We start from the raw sequence: 22,562 nt of genomic DNA on the forward strand, positions 1-22,562 counted from the left end.
CATCTCTTCTTTCCCCATCTCCCTGTTGGGTCATCAAGCTGACTTCTAAGGTGATGTGTCCGCCTTCCGGGGTGAATTTGACCGCATTGTTGAGCAGGTTGATTAAGACTTGGCGGATGCGCCGTTCATCCAATAATAAGTCGGGTAGATGGAGTGGGATTTTTATTTCTAGTTGGATGTGTTTTTTCAGCGCCAATTGTTTGATAAAAGTCAGACTGGATTGGCATAGTGACGCTATGGAGGTCGGGGTGCAATCTAACTGTAGTTGACCGGATTCAATTTTGGCGACATCGAGAATGTCGTTAATTAACTCCAGCAAGTGAGAGCCACTAGATTCAATGGTTTTTAACGCTCTGATTTGTTGTTCGTTGATGCTGCCAAAGATTTGCTCTTGTAGCCCTTCGGTCATACCCAGGATGGAATTGAGCGGGGTGCGGAGTTCATGGCTCATGTTGGCGAGGAATTCGTCTTTGAGGCGGGTAGCACGGGCGAGTTCTTGGTTGGAGATGGCTAGTTGTTGGTTGCTTTGGACTAGTTGTTGTTGGGCAAGTTGTCGAGAGGTGAGTTCCAGTTGTAGTTGTTCAAATAGGTTGGCTTGTTGAATAGCGATCGCTAATTGGTTAGCAATTTGTTGTAAGATTTGAGCTTCCGACTCTTGCCAAACTCGTTTTTCCCTACAGGCATGGACGACTAGAATCCCCCAGAGTTTGTTGTTTTTTCTTGGGGCTACCCAACGATGAGTTTCGCTGTTGTGGATTTCTTGGAGAATTGGGGCGACGATTTTCGATTGGATTTGACCTTGGAGCGAGTATGGTACTAAACAATGTGTCCAGGTATCGTTCGTTACGTCGGGGACGATGCGGGGTTGGCCTTGCCAGTAGCAGTCGAGAATGTCCTGAGGCCAGGTTTCGTTGCTCCAATGACGGTCTTTGAGGGCTACAAACTCACTGTCTACGGCTTCGGCGATGATTTGACTTCTGCCGTCGGGAAATAGCCGGAACACGATGACGCGATCGGTCTTGAGCAAATCTTTGACTTGCTGAGTTACCAGAGCCAGAATCTCTTCTATATTCAGGGATTGGCGAATTTGTTGGGTAATCGCACCCAAGGTTTGCTGCTGTTGTAGTTGTAATTCCAATGCCGTTTCTGCTTGCTTACGAATTATCAATTCCGATTGTATCCGTTCGTAGAGGCTAGCTTGGTGAATGGCGATCGTTAACTGATTAGCGATTTCTTGGGTAAAGCTAATTTCAGTCGGTTGCCACTGCCGAGGGCTGGAACATTGATGGATGCAAAGCAAGCCCCATAATTTATCTTTTTTGAGCAAGGGCAGGATCAGTTGTGCCCGGATCTGAAACTGTGACAAAACAGCCCGATGACAGTCTTTTAAATTAGCATTGTCAATATTATCAATGGCTTGAAATCGACCTTGTTGATAAAGAGGAGCAAACCGTTCCCCGAAACAGTGGTCATGAACTTTGATCTCTAGCACTGACATAAATCCTGCGCTGACAGATTCAGAGACGAACTCACCATCATCACAGCCAGAGTCAGGATCGAACTGGAAAATGGTCACTCGATCGGCCCTCAAGAAGTATCGAATTTCCTGAACGGCTGTGTTAAAAATGGTGTGTAAATCTAGAGAGCGGCGAATCCGCTGGGTAATTTCCCGGAGTAAGGCTTCTCTCTCAGCTAGGGCGCGGATTTTTTGTTCGGCTTGTTTGCGATCGCGGATGTCTACCAGGGTTGTCCGGCTATACAAATACTGGCCTTGAGAATCATTCACCGCTGTAGCACTAATCATCACAGGCAGGATAGTACCATCTTTGCAGATCATCTCGAATTCCATATTTTTCACCCAACCCTGTGCCTGGAAGACTGGGAAGTTTTTCCTGAAAGCCTCACGACTGGCTTCGGTGAAAAAGTGGATTACAGGGTTGCCAATTATTTCCTCACGGCTGTAGCCTAATAACTTCAGTTCTGTTTCATTTACCCGGATAAATCGCCCCTCTGGATCGAGGGAATGGTAGCCGCAAGGAGCATTGTTGTAGAGGTCTTCTATCTCTGATGTGTATTGGGCAAGGGCAAGTTCGGCAAGTTTACGTTCGGTAATATCTTGAAAAGTCCCGACTACAGCGATCGCATTGCCTGCTAAATCTCGCAGGGGAATTTTATTGGTTTCTAGGCATCGCTGTTCTCCTGTGGACAGGGTAATCACTTCTTCAATGCCGAGTTTGGCGACCCCAGATTCCATCACTTGTCGATCGTCGGCAACAAAGCCTGTGACTTCAGCTTCAGTGAAGGAAAAATCAAAGTCAGTTTTACCGACAACTTCTGAGGGCGATGCCAACCCTGATACTTCGGCATATACTTGGTTGCATCCCAAAAAGACGGAGTTTCGGTCTTTCCAAAATACCGCTTGGGGAAAACTATCTAGGACAGTTTGCAAGAATTGTTGCGATTCCCGCAGGGCAATTTCAGTGCGTTTGAGATTGCTGATATCCAGCACTACACAAACACAACTGCCATTATCTTCAGGGTCGAGCAAGGCAGCCCCAATTAAGACTGGAACTTGGTGTCCATCCTTGTGATAGTAGGCTTTTTCTACAGGATTGAGGGTACGATCGCGCAACAGTCTTTCCATCTGATCGAGATCGAGCTGATGGTATTCCGGCGGAGTCATAGTTGCCCAGTTGACCAGATTGGCTTTCAAGTCTTCTCTGCTGTAGCCCAGCATCTCCAAAAAGCGATCGTTCGCTTCTGTAATCACGCCGCTAAAGTCAGTAAAGATCATCCCGACAATATTTGATTCAAACACTCGCCGGAAACGGGTTTCACTTTCTTGCAGGGCTGCTTCTGCGCGTTTACGATCGCTGATATCCAGCACCAAAGCAACACAATTACCATTCTCCTCAGAATCGAGCAAAGCAGCCCCCATTATGACTGGAACTTGGTGCCCATCCTTGTGATAGTAGGCTTTTTCCATAGGAGTGAGGACACCATCGCGCTTCAAATCTTCAATCACTTTCAGATCCGATAGATGGTATTCGGGTGGAGTCATCACTGCCCAGTTGACTTGATTGGCTTCGAGTTCTTCTCTGCTGTAGCCCAGCATCTCCAAAAAGCGATCGTTCGCTTCCGTAATCACGCCGCTAAAGTCAGTGAACATCATCCCAATCATGTTGGAGTCAAATACTCGCCGGAAACGGGTTTCACTTGCTTGCAGAGCGGCTTCTGCGCGTTTACGATCGGTAATATCACGGAAAATATACTGGATAATTTTTTCCCCCTGAATCTCAATTAATGAAGCGGAAACATCAGCGGGAACAAGATGACCATCTTTGCAGCGGAAATTAATATCAAATACTTGGCGAGACTTACAATCGGTTAGTTCCTCAAATGCGGTGACGAGCCGGGGCAATTCTTCAAAGCGGTGCAGTTTGGTAAAGTGCATTGAGGTAAGTTCTGCGGGGGTGTAGCCCAAAAGTTCTTCTGCTTTATGGTTGACCTCTATGAGATTGCCTTGCTCATCGGTCAACATAATGGCATCGCTGGCTGCTTCCAGCAAACCATGATAGCGGGCTTCTCGGTTTTGTAAAAGCTTTTCGGCGGCAATGCGATCGGTAATGTCTTGAATCAGCGCCAGTGTATGAGTCTGTCCATCGTTACTTGATAGGGTAGAGGTGGAAATTGCGATCGTCCGTTTGTACCCATCTTTTCGCAGGATTTCCCATTCCTCAGCAATCAGCCGATCTCCTTGTCGCATTCTTTCCATACGGGCGATCGCTTGAGCTTGCACCTCTAAGTTGGGGTAAAGAATTTGATACCAGCCCAAATAGTTAATTTCTTCTAAACTGTAGCCCGTAATCGCTAGCATTTGCGGATTCCAAACCGTGAAGCGGACAAAGGGAAACTCTGCAATATCATGACAAACACACAGCCCTTCCGCCATATTTTCCAGAATTTGTTGCCGGAAGGAATTTTCCTGCCTGAGTTTTGCTTTGACAAGCTTGCGAGCGGTTATGTCAAAGTGAATACCTAGATACTGAAAAGGTTGTCCTTGTTCATCCAAAAAGGGGACGATGGTGCTGACAAACCAGTATAAGCTACCGTTCTTCGCTTGATAGCAAATTTCCCCGCGCCAAATCTCACCTCTGGTAATGGTATCCCAGAGTTCTTGGATATAGCTGGGGGAATGGCAGCCAGAGGCGACAATGGTATGATTTTGACCGATGAGTTGCTCGCAAGAGTAGCCAAAGGTTTCGCAGAAGCGATCGTTAACGTATTGAATCGCTCCTTGAGTATTGACGATCGAGACAATGGCAGATTGATCGAGGGCAAGTTTGAAAGCCGATAGTTCTTGAAATAACTGCTGCCGTTCAATTTCACTTTGTTTTTGCTCACTAATGTCTTTGGCAATGCCTAAAAAGCCGATAATTTCCCGATGGACATTTTTGAGCGCGGTAATGGATAGCAACACGGGAAAACGAGAGCCATCTTTGCGGATATGAGTCCATTCTGCTTCGTTGACAATGCCTTGACGGGCTTTGCCGACAACAACCTCTAAGTCTGGGGCGATGTTCTGCCCCAGTTCCACTGAAAGTACCGCTGCTTTCTGGCTCAATTCTTCGCGATCGTGGAAGATTGAAGGGTTCAGTTTACCCACTACTTCTTTTGCTCTGTAGCCTAGCATTCGTTCGGCACCAGCATTAAAAGTCTTAATTGTGCCAGTTAAGTCAGTGGAGATGATGGCATAATCAGTACTATTGAGGATGGCACATTGCAAGTTGTTGACTTGCCACAGTTTTTGGGTGCGTTCTGCAACTATTGCTTCTAGCTTGGCGTTCAAGCGTTCTAATTCCACCTGTGCCAACTGCTGACTCGTGATATCTTGCACTGTTCCCTGAGATAAAATTGGCGTACCGTCCGCAGCATAAATGGTTTCGCACTCTTGTTGTACATACTTGAGCTGACCATCGGGCATTAAATAGCGATGGACAACGTTGTAGGGAGTGCCATCGTACAGGTGTCGGATATAGGATTGTTTGACCATTTCCCGATCGTCAGGGTGTACTAAGTTAAAAAATTGCAGGTAATTAGGTGCCAATGTTTGGCGTTCCATCCCAAAGATCCGAAAGACTTCATCCGACCAAGAGGAGGTATTTGTTGTCAGATCGTATTCCCAGTATCCCAGGTGGGCAATGCGTTGAGCTTCCCGATATTGGTTTTCGGCTTTCTTGAGGGCAGTTTCAGCGCGTTTGCATTCGGTAATGTCGGTAATGTTACCCACATGACCGACGATCGGCCCATTAGTATCTCGTTCTGGAACAGACTGTCCATACACCCACCTCACCGTACCGTCGGGATGTAGAAAGCGATATTCCAGTTGAAAGGGGCGATTTTCCTGAACGGATTGATAACATTCAGTCATTACCAGGTCACGATCTTCGGGATGCAGTGCTTTTTGCCATTCCTTGCCAAAGGCGGTTTCTCTTGTGAGTCCGGTAATCTCACAGTAACGATTGTTGACATAGATGCAGTTACCCTCAGCATCGACGCGAAAAATCCCTACTAAAGCCGCTTCTGTCAGGGAAGCATAGCGTTGCTCTGCCACTTGTCGTTCGATTAGTTCTTGCTGCAACTGTTGGTGGGTGGTGGCTTGGTGGATGGCGATCGCCAATTGCACTGAGATATTCTGCAATAGGGTTATATCATCTTGCTGCCAATCTCGATACTCACCACATTGATGTCCCACCAATAGACCCCACAACTGCCCCGCTACCCAAATCGGAACTATCAAATTTGCTTTGATTTGATAGGATTCCAACAATTGGATGTGACAGTCGCTATAGTCTGCGGTGTAAATATTGTTAACTACGATCGGTTGCTCGCAGTTGTAGTACGTGGCAATTCTCTGCCCACAGTAACAATCTTGGACGTGGTTGCCCAGTGTAGAAGACCAGCCACCAATAACAGATTCGGCAATAATGATGCCGCTCCTGTCGGGTAGGAACTGGTAAATTAATGCTCGATCGCACTCCAAAAACGCCCGTACTTCAGCCACGCAAACGTCTAAAATTTCTTGCAGCTTAAGGGAGTCACGAATCCGCTTGGCTATCTGAGCGACTAATTTTTCCCGTTCTCTCTTAGTCTGAAGGGCGGCTGTCCGGGCTTCTACCCCCCGCTCTAGCTCAGCGGTATGACTTTCTAGTAATATCGAATTTTCTGCCTCCAAGGACTGCAATTTTTGCTGCAAAACCTGCCCCTGTTTGTAGAGTTCCAGAGGGTTGAGGGCGGGCAGCAAACTTTCTGATGTAACAATTCCGACTAACCGATCTTGCCGATCGAGAATGGGCAAATGGTCAATGTCGTGTTCTAGGAGCAGATTAATTGCCGAACCTAAATCGGTGAAAGCTTCTTCGCGCAAGGCGATTACGGGATGGGTCATCACCTGTCGCACCAGCAAGCGATCGAGGGGTTGCTGCTGATTTCTCAGTATTTTTACATCTGAGGTAGTGATAATTCCAACTACCAAATCGTTTTCCACTACCACCACGCAACTTGACTGCGCCTCTAGATGTGCTTCGGAAACCTGGGATTCGATCGCACTGGCAGATCGTTCGCTGTTGATTTGCGCGATCGTGTAACGTGCCATCAGGCGTATCGCATCCAAAATCGTTGTATCGGGGGATACTACTAAAGGGCTTTGAACTACAACTGATTTCAGTTCTAGCCAGTCAAGAGCTTTGATGTGAGTGAACATGAGTTTAACAAGGTTTTATTTAATAGTAGGAGGAATAAATCTTTTGTTACAGCGTAGCTTAACGGAATACGCATTTTGTCCAGTACGTTAGATCGCTAGTTTACGCAAGTTGCTAGTTATTAATTCTTTCGGAGTTCCCCCCGTAAAGTTAATAGCGAAGCTTCCGCTGGTTCCCCCCTTATTAAGGGGGGATCAAAAGGGGGGATCAAAAGGGGGGTTAGGGGAAATCTTCGGCTGTGATTACTAGGTTTTGATCCCCCCAACCCCCCTTATTAAGGGGGGCTAAGAAAGAGTCAGACTTGTAACTAGCAACTTGAGTTAGTACCTCTAAATATACCTCTTAGGAGGAATGCTTAGAGAATTTCTTCCGTCTTATGGTAAGTAAAATCACATCTTTAACGCTTCCGCTAAATGAGCCGATTCATGGGACTAAAAACATCCCCTTGGCTAAAAACTTATACAGTGCCATTAATCTGTGTGGCAGTGGCGCTGCTGCTGACTTTTCCGCTGCGATCGCTATTGCAAGCGACTATTTTTGCTTTTTTCTACGCAGCGGTGGCGATTACTGCTTGGTCGGGTGGCATGATTGCGGGTCTAATATCAATAGGGCTGGCAACTATAGTCATTAAGTATTTTTTTATTCCCCCAGTCTACTCGCTGGAGATGGCTAGTTTCGGAGGTATTGTACAGATTGGGTCGTTTATACTGGTCGCAGTGCTGATTAATTTCCTCAGTTCGGAGTTGCGGACGGCGAAAGAGCGGCTGGAAAAGAATTTGCACAAAACTCGCCAGAGTGAAGAACGATTTCGGTTGGCGCTGAGTAACCCGTCGATCGCATTATTTCATCAAGACCTCGATCTGCGCTATCAGTGGATTTACAATCCCCAAGGGTTGAATTTGTCGGAAGATATATTAGGTAAAACAGATAATGACTTGTTTCCCGCTGCGGAAGCAGAAACATTACTAATCAGCAAAAGGCAGGTAATTGAATCGGGAATCTTTGCTAGACAGGAAGTAAGGTTAACTGTAAATGGTCGGCAAAAATGGTATGACTTGTCGATCGAACCGCTAAAGCAGGGAAAGCAGATCGTAGGGATCGGCTGTGCGGCGTTTGATATTACGGAACGCAAGCAAGCGGAAGTTGCGTTGCGAGAAAGCCAGGAACTGTTTGAGTGCTTTATGCAGTACAGTCCGGTAACAGCTTTCATCAAAGATGAATCAGGAAAGTATGTTTACGTTAATCCATTAATTGAAAAGTCGTTTGGTCGATCGCGCAACGAATGGTTAGGCAAAACCGATTTTGATTTTTTTCCGGCAGCAGCAGCCCAGCAATGGCGAGACAATGATTTGCAAGTGTTGATGGAAGGCGAAATCCGACAAGCGATCGAAATAGTGCCGCTCGAAGACGGAGAACATTACTATATATCCTTAAAATTTCCCTTGCAAAACTCGGCTGGCAAACGACTCATGGCGGGAATGTCGATGGATATTACCGAACAAAAGCGAGCCGAGGCTGCCTTGCGAGAAAGTGAAGCTCGTTTCCGTCATCTGGCAGATACCGCTCCGGTAATGATCTGGATGTCAGATCCCAGTAAACTCTGCAATTATTTCAATAAAGCTTGGTTAGATTTTACTGGACGCACAATGGAGCAAGAATTGGGCAACGGTTGGGTTGAGAACATTCATGCTGAAGATTTGCAGCGTTGTTTACATATTTACACCAGTTCTTTTGATGCGCGTCAGGAATTTAAAATTGAGTATCGTTTGCGGCGCTTTGATGGTGAGTATCGCTGGGTATTCGATCGTGGGATTCCGCGTTTTACCCCAGATGGCGAATTTCTCGGTTTTATCGGTTCTTGTATTGATATTGACGATCGCAAACAAGCAGAAGATCGGATTCGCCATCTGAACGAAGAACTAGAATTTCGCGTTAGAAAACGCACCGAACAACTGCAAGCAACAAACAAGGAACTAGAAGCCTTTTCTTACTCCGTATCTCACGACTTACGCGCCCCCCTACGACACATTAATGGGTTTGTTGATTTGCTGCAAAAACGGGTGGGCACTTCCCCAGCACTGGATCAAACTAGCCGCCATTACCTGAAAACTATTTCTGACACTACCAAAGAGGCAGGCAAGTTAGTGGATGATTTGCTATCATTCTCTCGCATGGGTCGAACCGAGATGCGCCTGACAACCCTCGATCTCTACCAGTTGTTGCAGGAGGTGCAGCGAGATATGCAGCAAGATTTGAATGGCAGGAACATCGATTGGCAAATTGACCCATTGCCGATCGTTCAAGCCGACCCGACAATGATGCGATTGGTGTTGCGAAATCTGGTGGAAAATGCTGTGAAATATACTCGTCCCCGCAGTCAGGCAATCATCCAGATTAATAGCACCAGTACTGAGGATGAGACGATCGTCTGTGTGCGAGATAACGGTGTGGGGTTCGATATGCAGTACGTTAATAAACTGTTTGGCGTGTTTCAACGGCTGCATAGAAATGAACAATTTGAAGGCACGGGCATCGGTTTGGCAAATGTGCAACGGATTATTCATCGGCATGGGGGAAATGTTTGGGTTCAAGCAGAACTCGATCGCGGTGCTGCTTTTTACTTTTCTTTACCCAAAACGCCGATTAGCGAGGTGAGATGGAACTAAAGCGGATTTTATTAGTAGAAGATAGCAGTAGAGATATTGAGTTAATTCTGGCAGCTTTGGCAGAAAACTCTTTAGCTAATGAAGTGATCGTGACACGAGATGGAGCAGAAGCTCTCGATTACCTGTATCGGCGTGGCATTTACCGATTACGTCGAGAAGGGCATCCCGGTGTGGTGCTGTTGGATTTGAAATTGCCTAAAGTTGATGGGTTAGAGGTACTAGCTAAATTAAAATCTGACCCGGAACTCAAAGCGATACCTGTAGTAGTTTTGACTTCTTCACGGGAAGAAAAGGATTTAGTTAATAGCTACAATCTCAACACTAATGCTTATGTAGTAAAACCTGTGGATTTTCATGAATTTGTGGAAGCGATTAAGGAACTGGGGTTGTTTTGGGCGGTGGTGAATCAACCACCTCCAGGGGCTCTCCCCCCAGTTCGCCCTGTGACGCAAGAATAGGATGGAATGACCATGCTGCGTTTTTTATTGCTAGAAGATAGTGCGATCGATGCTGATTTAATCCAAGCAGTTTTGCTGGAGGGAGGGCTGGATTTTGAACTAGTTCGGGTGCAAACTAGAGATGATTTTGTGGTGGCGATCGCAGAGCATGGTTTAGATTTGATTTTGGCAGACTACTCGCTACCTGGTTTTGATGGCTTTTCTGCCCTGAAAATTGCCCGTGTGGAGTGTCCCGATCTCCCTTTTATTTTTGTTTCTGGGACATTGGGGGAAGACGTGGCGGTGGAAATGGTCAAAAGTGGCGCAACTGATTATGTCCTCAAACAACGATTGGAACGGTTAGTACCTTCTGTACAACGGGCGCTGAAGGAGGCGGAGGAACGAAGTGCCCGCCAATACGCAGAAGAGCGATTAGTTAATTATATGAACCGCTTGCAAATGCTGGCGGAAACATCCCGAATCTTTGCGGAAACAATTCTGGATTTTCCCACTTTGCTAGATACAGTTTGCAGCCAAATTGGGGAACTGATTGGTGAGGTTTGCATTCTGCAATTAATTTCTGATGATGGACAGTGGCTTCAGATTCGAGCAATTTATCATCATAATTCTGAGACGATCGCTTCGTTGCAGCAACTAGCTGATGTTTCTCCATTAAGGGTGAATGAAGGTTTTTCGGCTCAAGTTTTACAATTTCAGCAATCGTTGTTTTTACCAAATCCCACAGTTGTAGAATTGCGGGATTTGATGACAACAGAATATTATTTAGGGCAACTGAAGATTAACAGCTTGATGATCGTGCCGCTTCAGGTGCGAAATAGAAATATTGGTAGTTTGAGTTTGATTCGAGAAACACCGGATCGACCTTACACTCTTGATGATGAAATATTTTTGCAAGATTTAGCCGATCGTGCAGCGTTGGCGATCGATAATGCCCGACTCTATCAAAAATCCCTGGAAGCTAACCGCATCAAAGATGAATTTTTGGCGATGTTGTCGCACGAATTGCGATCGCCTCTCAATGCTATCATCGGTTGGTTGAGCTTACTTCGTAATCGAAAATTTGACCCAGCTACCACCGCCCGTGCTTTAGAAACTGTTGAACGTAATGCTAGAACACAAGCTAGATTAATTGAAGATTTGCTCGATGTATCTCGGATTCTTCAAGGAAAACTCCGCCTGACTCTCCGCCCTTTGGAATTGTTTCCGGTAATTGAAACGGCTGTGGAAACTGTTCGCCCAACAGCGGAGGCGAAAAATATTCAATTGCAAGTCAGTTTAGATTCGACACTGGGAAAAGTTTTGGGTGATTCAGAACGCTTGCAACAAGTTGTGGGCAATCTATTAAATAATGCGGTTAAGTTCACGCCATCTGGCGGAAGAGTGGAGGTGCAATTATCATTGCACAGTCATCATAATTCGAGTTCTGACGTAGCACAAGACACTGGCAAGCAATTTGCTCAAATCACTGTCCGCGACTCTGGACAAGGGATTAAACCGGAATTTCTCCCTTATGTGTTCGATCGATTTCGTCAAGCAGATAGTTCGATTACGCGAACTCATGGTGGCTTAGGTTTGGGTTTAGCGATCGTGCGACATTTAGTTGATTTACACTCTGGTAGTGTGTCTGCTGATAGTGCAGGTGAAGGTAAGGGGGCAACATTCACCATCAAGTTACCGTTACTAACGCCAAAACCGGAACTTAAACAAACTCAGCTTCCTCGTGAGGTTGCTAATCTTGACTCGTTCAGCAGTGCAGCTAAACTAAATGGGCTGCGGATTTTAATCATTGATGATGATGCAGATGCTCGTCTGTTGTTGCTCTCAATTCTACAAGAATGTGGAGCCGAGGCTGTGGTTGCAGCATCAGCTAGTGAAGGTCTTTCCACTTTAACAAGTTCGGCTAATCAATTCGATCTGCTGATTAGCGATATTGGGATGCCTGGTGAGGATGGCTATACTCTTTTACGACAGGTGCGTTCTTTGAAACCTCAACAAGGTGGGAAAATTTTAGCGATCGCTGTAACTGCTTATGCTAGAGAAGAGGATCGGCAAGCTGCTTTCTCCGTAGGCTTTCAAGCGCATCTGGCTAAACCGATCGATCCTACTCAACTAATTTCCCTGATTACTGATTTGGTGGATCAAACCCCAGGGAAGTTGCCTAGTTTAACCTAAAGGCATTAGGCGCAGAGGAGATGGGGAGATGGGGGGCAAACTTAAAACTCAGAACTTTCTCCTTAACTCAAAACTCAAAACTCTCTCTAGGGCGGGTTTTGTTGTCAACTCTTCTGTTGTGTTCACAGAATTTTCTGCTAAACCCGCCCCTACAAACTCAGAACTTTTGCAAGTCTGTCTTGCAGCAGTTGGGGAAACTGGGAATAATATTTTTGATTTAATGGGGAAGGATGGGGTAAGGGCATCAATGTTACTGGCTTTTTGTGCAAATTTCCGGTATTATCTTTGGCGACAATCGTGATTTCGATGCTGGCGGAATAGCGATCGCTTCTTTTAAAAAACTCTTGTAAAACTCCTTTTTCAGTGTATGGCGTAAACCAATCAAAAGCTTCATTGCCTAAAGTAATAATTTTATTTCCTTGCCAGTGTAAAACTAACAACCGCTCAATAAAAGGGCGAAATCTTTTTTTTACTGCTTGACTATATGCTTTATTTCCAATTGGTTTATATGGAACAGTATTAGTCAGCAAAACATGATCTAAAACTACTTGTAAATCAGTAGATTTTGTTGGTGTTTGTTGTGTAATAGCACGGTATAAACCACTACGCACAAGCTTGCCAGCAGCCCCAATTAGTGGTTGACTGGCATGAACTTCATCTTTACCCAAATCCCTTGCAAAAAAGCATAGTTGACTATTTAGATTACCACCGTAGAGAATAGGTTGGGTTGGATTTAATCCCGCCGCGAGATAAACTGGTTCATCAATGGGAAAAGAAGCACTTTCGGCTTCTTGCTGAATCTCTGATAATAACTGAGTAATATTTGGCATAGAAGTAGCTTTCCGATCCTGAATCTGGGTACAACCTTTCAATACTACACTTTCTATAGGACATTGTTTCATGGCAATAGAAAACGTTGGACAATCAGCTATTGAACAAAATCTGGAACAGTTTCTTTTAGTACTTTCAGTTTCTTTAAGCGTCGCTACATTATCGCGAGTTTTTAGCTGGTTTCGGCAAATTCCCTACACATTATTATTAGTGATTGTTGGGTTATTTTTAGCATTTGTAGATGTGCGATTAGTCAACCTTTCTCCAGGCTTAATTTTAGAAATTTTCTTGCCACCTTTATTATTTGAAGCTGCTTGGAATTTGAAGTGGCGAGACTTGCGGGAAAATTGGGTTACGGTTGTGCTTTACGCAATTTTTGGCGTAATGATTTCGGTTGTTGGCATTGGTTTGGCACTCAATCAATTGGCGGCGATTCCTTTAGCAACTGCTTTATTAGCTGGGGCTACTTTAGCAGCAACCGATCCGGTTTCTGTAATTGCCTTGTTTAAGGAATTAGGTGCCGGAAAAAAGTTAAAAACCATCATGGAAGGAGAGAGTTTATTTAATGATGGTGTGGCAGTGGTTGCCTTTAGTTTGTTAGTCGGAATTCCTTTGGGAATTGAACAATTCGATTTGCCTGTAAGTGTGGCTCGATTTTTTGTTTTTGTTGGGGTTGGAGTTGGGGTTGGCAGTTTAATTGGGTTTGGAATTTCTTATTTAACTCAACGGTTTGATTTGCCTTTGGTGGAACAGTCTTTGACTTTAGTTGCTGCTTATGGAACTTATTTAATTACTGAAAAATTGGGTGGTTCCGGGGTAATTGGTGTGGTGACTGTTGCTTTAATTTTGGGTAATTTTGGGTCACGAATTGGCATGAATCCCCGTACTAGATTGCTAGTAACTGAATTTTGGGATTTTTTGGCTTTCTTTGTGAATTCAATTGTCTTTTTATTGATTGGAGATCAAGTCCGTTATGATAGTTTAGCAGAACATTTTGGATTGATTGTCTTGGCGATTGGGGCAGTATTATTAACTCGAATTGTGGCAATTTTTCTCCTGGGATTTATCAGCAATTCGCTTACTAAAGTTGATGTCAGTTGGCAAGAACAATTGGTGCTTTGGTGGGGAGGTTTAAGGGGTTCGGTTTCTATTGCTTTGGCTTTGAGTTTACCAGTTGCTTTGGTTGGTAGGGAGGAGATTACTGATATTGTCTTTGGTGTGGTTTTATTTACTTTATTGGTGCAAGGTTTAACTACTAAGTTTCTTTTGGAAAAATTGGATTTAATTGGCGATCGCAAATTGCAGCAGGAATACTCGGAAATGGTGGCGCGTCGCATTGCTTTAACCAGAGTAATGAAATTTCTTGATGAGGGGGAAGATTTCCGCCAAGTCGATCCAGAATTTTTCAGTTACCAAGCAGAACTAGTAGAAGGTCAATTAAAATCTCTGGAAGAAGAGACTTACCAAATGGTAGCAGAAAATCCCCAATTGAGAGAAACAGTTAATGAACAAGTGCGCGATAAACTGTTAGATATTGAGGCGGATACTTATGCAGAATTGATTCGCAGTGGTTGGTTAAATGAACAACTTTCGCCATTGTTGCAAGATGTTATGGGTCGAGAAGATGATTTGTAATATCTATTGCTAAAATTTTTACAGTAGAGACGTTTCATTAAACGTCTCTACATTGGTAGCATCAATAAATTATACCAATATAACAGGGTAAAATAATACTATATTGTATTAAGTCAAAACTTCTATGGCTGAACCAATAATTGAATTAAAAGGAGTTTCTAAAACTTTTGGTAACAATAAGGTTTTGGACGAAGTTGATCTGACAATTTATCAAGGTGAAGCTTTAGGTATTATTGGCCCTTCTGGTACGGGAAAATCAACGATTCTGCGAATAATTGCCGGATTACTTGCACCTGATGCGGGGGAAATTTATATTCGGGGAGAACGGCGAGAAGGGTTAATTGAAGATGGAGAAAATCCGGTAGGAATTGGTTTAGTTTTTCAGCAAGCTGCCTTGTTTGATTCTTTGACAGTAGAAGAAAATGTGGGTTTTTTACTGTATCAACATTCTAAATTGTCACGGCAAAGAATTAGGGAACTTGTGGAAGAAAAATTGGAGATGGTAGGATTGCCTGGAATAGGCGATCGCTATCCCGCAGAATTATCCGGTGGAATGCGAAAAAGGGTGAGTTTTGCGCGGGCAATTATGTCAAATCCAGACAATCCAAAGGATAATGCCGAAGTTTTGTTGTACGATGAACCTACAGCAGGTTTAGATCCGATCGCTTCTACTATCATTGAAGATTTGATTCGAGATTTAAAAGCAAAAACAGGAGGTTGTAGCACTTACGCGATCGTCACCCACCAAGATAGTACTATTCGCCGCACTAGTGACCGGATTGTGTTTCTTTATCAAGGTAAAGTGAAATGGGAGGGTGCAGTTGATGATATTGACATTACCGACGATCCGATAATGCGGCAATTTTTCAGCGGTAGTGTAGAAGGGCCTATTCAAATAGCTAGTTGATGAAAAATTTGCAAGAAAGTTGAAGAGGAAATATGCGATCGCGTACTATGAGAGAAGGTTCGGTAGGCTTATTATTATTTTTAGGAATAGGGTTGTTTGCTGGCTTACTTTTGTGGTTACAAGGTATCTATTTTGGCAGACGTAACTATCAGTTTACTGTCACTTTTGAAAATGCCGGAGGAATGCAAATAGGAACACCTGTGCGCTATCGTGGTGTCACAGTTGGTAGAGTTGTAGGAATTGATCCAAAAGTTAATGGTGTAGATGTATTAGTACAAATTACTGAACCAGATTTAGCTATTCCTCGTGATGTTAGAGTGGAGGCACAACAGTCAGGTTTAATAGGAGAAAATAGTATTGATATTATTCCTAATAGAGAAGTAATTGCTGATGTGAAAAATGTTAACCCATTCGACCAAAATTGTAATCAACAACTAATTATTTGTAACAACGATCGTTTAGCAGGACAAACAGGTGCTAGTATCGATCAATTAATTAATGCTGCTGTTAAATTCACTAATATTTACACCGATCCGCAATTTTTTAACAATATTAATTCAGCCCTTAGTAATACCTCAAAGGCAGCGGAAGGAGTTGTTACTTTAACTCGTGATTTATCAGGGTTAACTCAATCAGTGAGGCAAAATTTAGGAACTATTTCCAATGCCAGTAATTCTATTAGTCGCACTGTAGATAAATTCGGTGTAACAGCAGATAAACTGAGTGTAACTGCCGATAAATTAAATGTAACTACCGATCGAGTCGGTGTGACTGCTGACAAAGTTTCTAATCAATTTGGCGTGACAGCTAATAGAATTGGTCGAACTGCTGACCAAATTACTGTAACTACTAATCAACTCGGTTCTTCCTTTACTCAAACAACTGGAAGAGTGAATAGAACTTTAGACGAATTTAGGTCTACAACTGGTAAAGTTAATGGTTTAGTGAGTAATTTAAATAGTTTAATTACTAATAATCAAGGGGCGCTAGTTGTGACTTTGAATAATTTGAAGCAAACGAGTGATGATTTGCGCGTTTCTGTGCGGAAATTGAGTCCGGCGATCGATCGCATTGCCCAAGGACAAATAATTCAAAACTTAGAAACCCTCTCTGCTAATGCGGTAGAAGCATCAGCTAATTTACGCAAAGTTTCTAACTCTTTAAACGACCCCACAGTTATTTTATCAATCCAACAAACCTTAGATTCAGCAAGAGTAACATTTCAAAATGCCCAAAAAATTACCTCTGATTTAGATGAATTAATCGGCGATCCTAAAATCCGCCAAAATCTCCGTAATTTGATTAATGGATTAAGTGGTTTAGTTTCTTCTACCGAACAGTTAGAACAACAAGTGGAAGTAGCCCAATTTTTACAACCAATGAAAGAAGCAACAAATTTACCAATACCTAATAATATAGGTCACTCTCCTACTGATAATTTTACCACTGAAAACAAGCCGAATGTTGCGATACCAGAAACTACAGCTAGTAGAAAAGATGGAAAACCTTTAATTCAAAAATCATCCCACAGTAATAATTAACTAATCCGTTGTAACGACAGCGCTAACGCGCCGCTATCGCTAACAGTCGTTCCTTTGTCTTCAAGAAGTACTAAAGTCCTCACAACGAACAGTTAGAATGTGCGTTACTTCGTTGTAATACTCAGATTTTGCAAAGAAAGGAGGTAGAACCTCCCAAGACCTCGTTCCCAGGTTGAACCTGGGAACGAGAAATAGAGGCTCCGCCTCGTGGTACTCTTATCTCAGTAATAACGTAAGTTGCTAGTTATACCAAATCCGGGTTAAATACCCCCTTTATACTTAATCCTGTTTGATTACTTTTTTTGAATCACGTTCGCGTAGCGTGTGCGTAGCACGAAGAAAGAAGAAGAAAGAAACCCAAGAAGATAACGGGGGTAGCTAAGCCGGATTTGGTATTATTAATTCTTTCGGAGTTCCCCCCCTTGAGTAAGGGGGGGATCTAACGCTGTGATTACTAAGTTTAGATCCCCCCAACCCCCCTTATTAAGGGGGGCTAAGAAAGAGAAGAAGACATTTTTATAATTGATTTAGGATTGCTATAACTTTTCCATTAAGCCCAATCTTCACTATCATTATCACGAGTTTTATAAACTAATCCTTTAGCATGAATTTGACGAGTTGTGACAAAAAGTTGTTCTTCATCCATTTGCCATTTTTGTAATACTTTTTCTAAGTCGGTTTGAATATCTTTAGCGCCGGGAAAACCACGATAACGGATTTTTAGACGGGCTAATTCTGCCATATTGTAATCAGTTGGATCGGTTTGTAATAGCCGATCGACAATTTCGCGATCGCCTTTATATAAAGGATGCTGTTGTTCTTGATTTTTCATCACTTATTACCCAATTTTTCTGCCAATAATTGCTCAAAAACCTTGTACATATCTTGGGCAAACTTTTGCGGATTCCACAAAGGTGAGAGAGTTTCCGGTTGTTTAGATTGTAGCAACTTTTCCTTAATTGATTGCCGAAATCCTTGGTCTTTCCCTAATTTAATTCCCTTCTCAATATACTCATCCCAACTGTTAGTAATACATTCGTTCAGAGAGAGGGTTTTCAGGAAAGAGTAACCCATTCTCGAAAGATATGTTTCGCCGCTTTTCGTAACTACTGGCAAATTAAACCACAATGCTTCTAAGTTATGAGTTCCACCATTGTAAGGATAAGAATCAAGCATAATATCTGCTACTTGATATACCTGGCGATGTTCTTCTTCGCTGGCGCTACGAGACATTATTTTAATGCGTTGAAAACCTACTCCCTGCGCTTGGCATTCGGTTTTATAAGCTGATTCAATTACTTTGAGATCGCCTGTGTGACCTTTGTACATTAAAATGCTGTCAGGTACTTCTTTGAGAATTTTTACTTGTGCTTGAATCTGTTCGGGGTTCAATTTATAACCAGGTGCAACGCACAAATAAATTATTTGATCTTCAGCAATTCTTTGGGATTTTCTTACTGCTTTAGTATCAATTGGCGTAGATTTAAAACCACCCACAGCAACAAAAGAATCTGGCATTCTTACCAACTGTTCGCGGTTATATTTTTCTCTACCTTCGGGGTGAGTATTCCAGTCACAAAGGAAGTAATTATTTTCTTTGGTAAATGGCGCTTCAAAACCTAACCAAGACAGACAAACTGATGCTGGTTGATGATAGATTACTTCTACTTGTGAGGGAATTGTGGAAGAATCTAATTCAATTAATATATCTAATTCATCTTGGGCGATATCTTGGACAATTTGGTTAATATCAAATTCGCCGTTTTCTTTAGCTTTGGGGCGATAAAATTTTGCTGCGGCGCTTTCAAAAATTTTGGTGCGATCGTCCGGTTGGCGATCGCCCATAAAATACAAATATAAATTAGGCGTTAACTTCCCTAACTCTGTAATAATATCTGCACTACACCAACCTACCGAATGTCTAGCAAAATGGGAAGACATTACCCCAATTTTTAAATTGGTTGTTGGTAGTTGTTTCTTCTCAGGTTGACTGATTGTAATTTGTTTAGCGGCAATAATTTGCTCTGCATATTTTTTGCCAACTGCCTGATAAAGTTGGGTATTTGCTGCTAAATCATCCCGTAAATAATGCAGATTGAACAGAACATTGCTGTAAAGGATGCTTAACTCTATATTATTCATTTTTTCGAGTCTATTGTAAATTTCTGGTTCAATTTCCAGAAACTTTTCTTTAGCTAATTGAGTTAATGCTGATTTGACATGAGTACCAATAAATGTGGATACAGCTATTAAGTGATTTTTTTCTGTACTTCTCTCTAAATATATTGCTGATGCTTGTCTTAAAGCGCCAAAATCTGAAGCCCTGACTGGAGAGGTAATTAATTGTGCTAAATAAAGATGGGCAAGTTCCAGATCTGAATCAATTTCTAATGCTTTTAAAAGGCTGTTAATTGCTAGGTTAAATAATTCTCCGCTAATTTCACCGTCTTTTCTAGTTTTGCGATATACGATCGCCCCTATATTGCTGTAAGCTTTACCTAAATCTGGTTGTAATTCAACAGCTTTTTGTAATTCTTTAATTGATTCAGTAAACTTATCCTTCTGTCCTAAAGCTGTCCCTAAATTAAAATGATACTCTGCCGAATCTGGCTTGAGTTTCAATGCTTTCTCGTAGTTAAATATTCCGGCATCTATTTGATTTTGATCTACTAAAACACTGCCTAAATTGTTGTATGCTTCAGGATCGTCAGGTTTTAACTTAATTGCTATTTGTAATTCCTCTTTGGCTGCATCTAATTTACTGATTCTTCGCAAAGCAACTCCTAAATTGAGGTGCGCCAAATGATAATTTGGTTGTAATTCAATTGCTTTGTGATAATAGTTAATCGCTTCCTCAAAATCACCTAATTTGCCGATCGCAGTTCCTAAATCATTTAAAGTTTCCGCATTCACCAATTTTGGTTCTAATGAAAATGCTTGCTTGCGACACTCAACCACCTTTTCCAAATTGTCTAATTGCAAATATACATTTGCCAAATTCCAATAAGCAGCCCCGATGTTTGGGTTAATAGCAATTGCCTTTTCCAAAGAAACAATTGCCTCTTCATTCCGCCCCAGTTTAGAAAGTATACTACCTTGATTAATATAAGCTTCGGCAAATTCTGGATTTAATTCTAACGCTTTAACGTAAGCATTCAGCGCCGCTTCTAAATTGCCTTGTGTTTGTAAAATATTACCTAAAATCTTGTGATTTGGGGCGAAATCTGGTTGTAGTTGAATTGCTTTGTTGCAAAATGCGATCGCGTCTCGTAACTTCCTTTGCACAAAATAAATTTCAGCTAGCTGGTAATGTACCTCTGCATAATCTGGTTGCAGTTGCAAAGCTTTTTGGTAGCTGGCAATAGCTTCATCGAATCTTTTTTCTGTCTTCAGTTGATTGCCAGTATTGCAGAAATTTTCAGCTGTAGGAGAGTTCACTTGCGATTGCATCTGGTGGAAATAGTGAGTGATGACTGAGGATAAGCGACTGGGAAATTATGCTCTTGGCGATAAAGCACTTAGAGAAATTCCCATTCCCTAGTAAAGTTAACACTAAACAGTCAATTGTCATTTGTCAATTGTCATGGGATTTTTTAGTTCCAGATGACGAATGACCGATGATCAAGGACTAATTACTGGAGTTTACCGCATGAGTGAGATGGACGCTACTAAAGTGATGAAACAAATGGTCGGCAAAGCAGCAGCCGATCGCGTAAAATCAGGTTCTATAGTCGGTTTGGGAACTGGCTCAACTGCCGCTTTCATGATTGAATATTTAGGAGAACGCCTAAAATCTGGCGAACTGAAAGATATTGTCGGCATTACCACCTCGTTTCAGGGAGATGTGTTAGCGAGACAATATGGCATTCCCTTGACAACGCTGGATGCAGTCGATCGTATTGATATTGCCATTGATGGTGCGGATGAGGTTGACCCGAATTTAAACTTAATTAAAGGTGGTGGTGCAGCCCATACTCGTGAGAAAATTGTTGATGGTTTAGCCGAGCAATTCATTGTAGTTGTGGATAGTTCCAAGTTAGTAGATAAACTTGGTTCGACATTTTTGTTACCAGTAGAAGTGATTCCGATGGCATACTCGCCTGTGATGCGTGCGATCGAAAAACTCGGCGGTAAACCACAATTAAGAATGGGTGTAAAAAAAGCAGGCCCAGTAGTTACCGATCAAGGAAATTTTGTGATTGATGTCAAATTTGACTCTATTGATAATCCCGCAGAATTAGAAAAAACCTTGAACAACATTCCCGGCGTTTTAGAAAATGGTTTATTCGTTGGAGTCACCGATTTAGTATTAGTTGGTGAAGTAAAAGACGGACAACCATCAGTTCGAGAAATTAGCAAATAAACTATCTGTAGGGTGCGTTAGTGCAATGTAACGCACCATTCCCCTAGTTTCATAAATTATCTCTCCCGTTAAGCTACACTGTTTAGTTAAGGGTAGAGGCGTTCGCGTAGCGTGCCGGAGGCATCAGCATTAGGGCAATAATTTCTGCAATAAATCCAAAGCTTTATATCCGAATGCTTCGCCCTGCACATACACAACCGATAAAAACAGACATGATATTACCTGTTCAATTAGAGTTCTTATGAATCAGAAATTAGTTGAGTCTTTAGCAGCAATCATTCTTTCACTTTCAGATGAAGAACGGCAACTGCTAGAGATGAAAATACAAAAAAACTCACTGCCAGACCAAATGGCTGATTTAGATCGTCGTCTGAAAATTTTTGAAACCAAATATCAGATGTCATCGGAAGATTTTCATCAGCGCTTTCAAGCGGGTGAACTTGGAGATTCAATGGAATTCTTTGAGTGGAATACCTATTACGAAATGCGAAATGCTGCTCAAGTTTAGACTTTCTGAATAGATGAATTTAGATCAATACCTTGTTGCTGTTAAAGAAAAGCTGAATGCGAGTCTAATCGTTGCCTCGATCGAGATTGTTGATGAGCGAGTTCTATTGAATCGAGGGTATTTTCGCGCCAGATTAACTCTGACGAATAATGATTTTCTAGAAATTGCCGAATCTTTCACTATTCAGGACAATGAACTGATAACCCTGGATTACCGTTATCAGTGGATGGATGTCTCAAAACAAATCCTTAAACAACGTTGGGATAGCGTTAAGCATTACCCAAATTTGCCCAATTTTCCCCATCATGTTCATATTGGCTCAGAATCTAATGTTGAATCTGGTCAATGCCTAAATATTATAGAATTCATCGACTTTATGGATTATTTTTTGAGCTAGAGCCGATACACTTAATACCAAATTCGGGTTAGCTACCCCCGTTATCGTTCTCCTCTTCTTCTTTCTTCGTGTCTTCGTGGTAAAAAAAAATTGAGTATAAAGGGGGTTTTTAACCTGGATTTGGTATAACGGCACGATGCGCGATCGCCAGTGTAACCTTAAGAATAATCAGCAAACGCTTTTAACTCAACCGCGTCGTGACTACAAAAGACGCGCACGCCCTTTGTTCGATCGCATGATAACCCCCGTAGCCGCTGTTGATTGAACAACCGAGCCTTGCGCGACTGAAGCCATCAAACAGCGCCCCGCCAATCGGACACATA

General features: G+C 42.6%; 14 protein-coding genes. 10 read left to right on the forward strand and 4 right to left on the reverse strand.

Annotated features, from left to right (window positions below):
* On the reverse strand, window positions 1-6,763 hold a 6,763-nt coding region (locus tag IQ264_RS12310; protein ID WP_193981078.1), incomplete at its 3' end, for a PAS domain S-box protein.
* Between the two features lie 423 nt (window positions 6,764-7,186).
* Here IQ264_RS12310 and IQ264_RS12315 point away from each other — a divergent pair.
* Genes IQ264_RS12315 through IQ264_RS32940 form a run of 3 tightly spaced genes read left to right on the forward strand, consistent with a single transcriptional unit; the run spans window position 7,187 to window position 12,057 of the window.
* A complete protein-coding gene (locus IQ264_RS12315; RefSeq protein ID WP_193981079.1) occupies window positions 7,187-9,427 on the forward strand; it encodes a PAS domain S-box protein in 2,241 nt (746 codons plus the stop codon).
* On the forward strand, window positions 9,418-9,885 hold the full coding sequence (locus IQ264_RS12320; RefSeq protein WP_193981080.1) for a response regulator: 468 nt from the start codon (window positions 9,418-9,420) through the stop codon (window positions 9,883-9,885). Before IQ264_RS12315 ends, IQ264_RS12320 begins: the two co-directional genes overlap by 10 nt.
* Before the next feature lie 12 nt (window positions 9,886-9,897).
* Window positions 9,898-12,057 (forward strand): response regulator, encoded by a 2,160-nt coding sequence (locus tag IQ264_RS32940; RefSeq protein WP_228061485.1) that lies wholly within the window; start codon window positions 9,898-9,900, stop codon window positions 12,055-12,057.
* 149 nt (window positions 12,058-12,206) lie between these two features.
* Here IQ264_RS32940 and IQ264_RS12340 read toward each other — a convergent pair whose 3' ends face one another.
* Window positions 12,207-12,959 carry a uracil-DNA glycosylase family protein gene (locus tag IQ264_RS12340; RefSeq protein WP_228061486.1) on the reverse strand — a complete coding sequence of 251 codons (753 nt, stop codon included), beginning with the start codon at window positions 12,957-12,959 and terminating at the stop codon, window positions 12,207-12,209.
* Between IQ264_RS12340 and IQ264_RS12345 the strand changes: the two genes are divergently transcribed.
* The 3 genes from IQ264_RS12345 (at window position 12,958) to IQ264_RS12355 (ending at window position 16,971) form a co-directional block, all read left to right on the forward strand.
* Window positions 12,958-14,523 (forward strand): cation:proton antiporter, encoded by a 1,566-nt coding sequence (locus IQ264_RS12345; protein ID WP_193981081.1) that lies wholly within the window; start codon window positions 12,958-12,960, stop codon window positions 14,521-14,523. The two genes, IQ264_RS12340 and IQ264_RS12345, sit on opposite strands and share 2 nt — an antisense overlap.
* A gap of 124 nt (window positions 14,524-14,647) precedes the next feature.
* Window positions 14,648-15,430: an ABC transporter ATP-binding protein gene (locus tag IQ264_RS12350; RefSeq protein WP_193981082.1), complete on the forward strand. Its 783-nt coding sequence runs from the start codon at window positions 14,648-14,650 to the stop codon at window positions 15,428-15,430.
* Window positions 15,431-15,462: 32 nt separating this feature from the next.
* Entirely contained in the window at window positions 15,463-16,971 is a 1,509-nt protein-coding gene (locus tag IQ264_RS12355) for an MlaD family protein (RefSeq protein WP_193981083.1), read from the forward strand.
* 550 nt (window positions 16,972-17,521) lie between these two features.
* Here IQ264_RS12355 and IQ264_RS12360 read toward each other — a convergent pair.
* Complete coding sequence (locus IQ264_RS12360) at window positions 17,522-17,803, reverse strand: DUF3288 family protein (RefSeq protein WP_193981084.1); 282 nt, start codon at window positions 17,801-17,803, stop codon at window positions 17,522-17,524.
* Window positions 17,803-20,409 carry a tetratricopeptide repeat protein gene (locus tag IQ264_RS12365; RefSeq protein WP_193981085.1) on the reverse strand — a complete coding sequence of 869 codons (2,607 nt, stop codon included), beginning with the start codon at window positions 20,407-20,409 and terminating at the stop codon, window positions 17,803-17,805. The genes IQ264_RS12360 and IQ264_RS12365 overlap by 1 nt, the downstream gene beginning before the upstream one ends.
* 211 nt (window positions 20,410-20,620) lie before the next feature.
* Here IQ264_RS12365 and rpiA point away from each other — a divergent pair, with 211 nt between their 5' ends.
* The 4 genes from rpiA (at window position 20,621) to IQ264_RS33415 (ending at window position 22,504) form a co-directional block, all read left to right on the forward strand.
* Entirely contained in the window at window positions 20,621-21,334 is a 714-nt protein-coding gene (gene rpiA, locus IQ264_RS12370; RefSeq protein WP_193981114.1) for a ribose-5-phosphate isomerase RpiA, read from the forward strand.
* 241 nt (window positions 21,335-21,575) lie between these two features.
* Window positions 21,576-21,842 (forward strand): hypothetical protein, encoded by a 267-nt coding sequence (locus IQ264_RS12375; protein WP_193981086.1) that lies wholly within the window; start codon window positions 21,576-21,578, stop codon window positions 21,840-21,842.
* A gap of 13 nt (window positions 21,843-21,855) precedes the next feature.
* A complete protein-coding gene (locus IQ264_RS12380) occupies window positions 21,856-22,239 on the forward strand; it encodes a toxin-antitoxin system TumE family protein (protein WP_193981087.1) in 384 nt (127 codons plus the stop codon).
* A 136-nt stretch (window positions 22,240-22,375) separates the two neighbouring features.
* A complete protein-coding gene (locus IQ264_RS33415; RefSeq protein ID WP_265583033.1) occupies window positions 22,376-22,504 on the forward strand; it encodes a hypothetical protein in 129 nt (42 codons plus the stop codon).
* Window positions 22,505-22,562: the final 58 nt, after the last annotated feature.

Source organism: [Phormidium] sp. LEGE 05292 (assembly GCF_015207735.1).
Taxonomy (GTDB): domain Bacteria; phylum Cyanobacteriota; class Cyanobacteriia; order Cyanobacteriales; family Aerosakkonemataceae; genus Floridanema.

Coding starts and splice junctions, on each gene's coding strand:
- IQ264_RS12355 (WP_193981083.1), top strand. CDS start 15,463: ATGCGATCGCGTACTATGAGAGAAGGTTCGGTAGGCTTATTATTATTT.
- IQ264_RS33415 (WP_265583033.1), top strand. CDS start 22,376: ATGCGCGATCGCCAGTGTAACCTTAAGAATAATCAGCAAACGCTTTTA.
- IQ264_RS12380 (WP_193981087.1), top strand. CDS start 21,856: ATGAATTTAGATCAATACCTTGTTGCTGTTAAAGAAAAGCTGAATGCG.
- IQ264_RS12375 (WP_193981086.1), top strand. CDS start 21,576: ATGAATCAGAAATTAGTTGAGTCTTTAGCAGCAATCATTCTTTCACTT.
- IQ264_RS12350 (WP_193981082.1), top strand. CDS start 14,648: ATGGCTGAACCAATAATTGAATTAAAAGGAGTTTCTAAAACTTTTGGT.
- IQ264_RS32940 (WP_228061485.1), top strand. CDS start 9,898: ATGCTGCGTTTTTTATTGCTAGAAGATAGTGCGATCGATGCTGATTTA.
- IQ264_RS12320 (WP_193981080.1), top strand. CDS start 9,418: ATGGAACTAAAGCGGATTTTATTAGTAGAAGATAGCAGTAGAGATATT.
- IQ264_RS12340 (WP_228061486.1), bottom strand. CDS start 12,959: ATGAAACAATGTCCTATAGAAAGTGTAGTATTGAAAGGTTGTACCCAG.
- rpiA (WP_193981114.1), top strand. CDS start 20,621: ATGAGTGAGATGGACGCTACTAAAGTGATGAAACAAATGGTCGGCAAA.
- IQ264_RS12345 (WP_193981081.1), top strand. CDS start 12,958: ATGGCAATAGAAAACGTTGGACAATCAGCTATTGAACAAAATCTGGAA.
- IQ264_RS12315 (WP_193981079.1), top strand. CDS start 7,187: ATGGGACTAAAAACATCCCCTTGGCTAAAAACTTATACAGTGCCATTA.
- IQ264_RS12360 (WP_193981084.1), bottom strand. CDS start 17,803: ATGAAAAATCAAGAACAACAGCATCCTTTATATAAAGGCGATCGCGAA.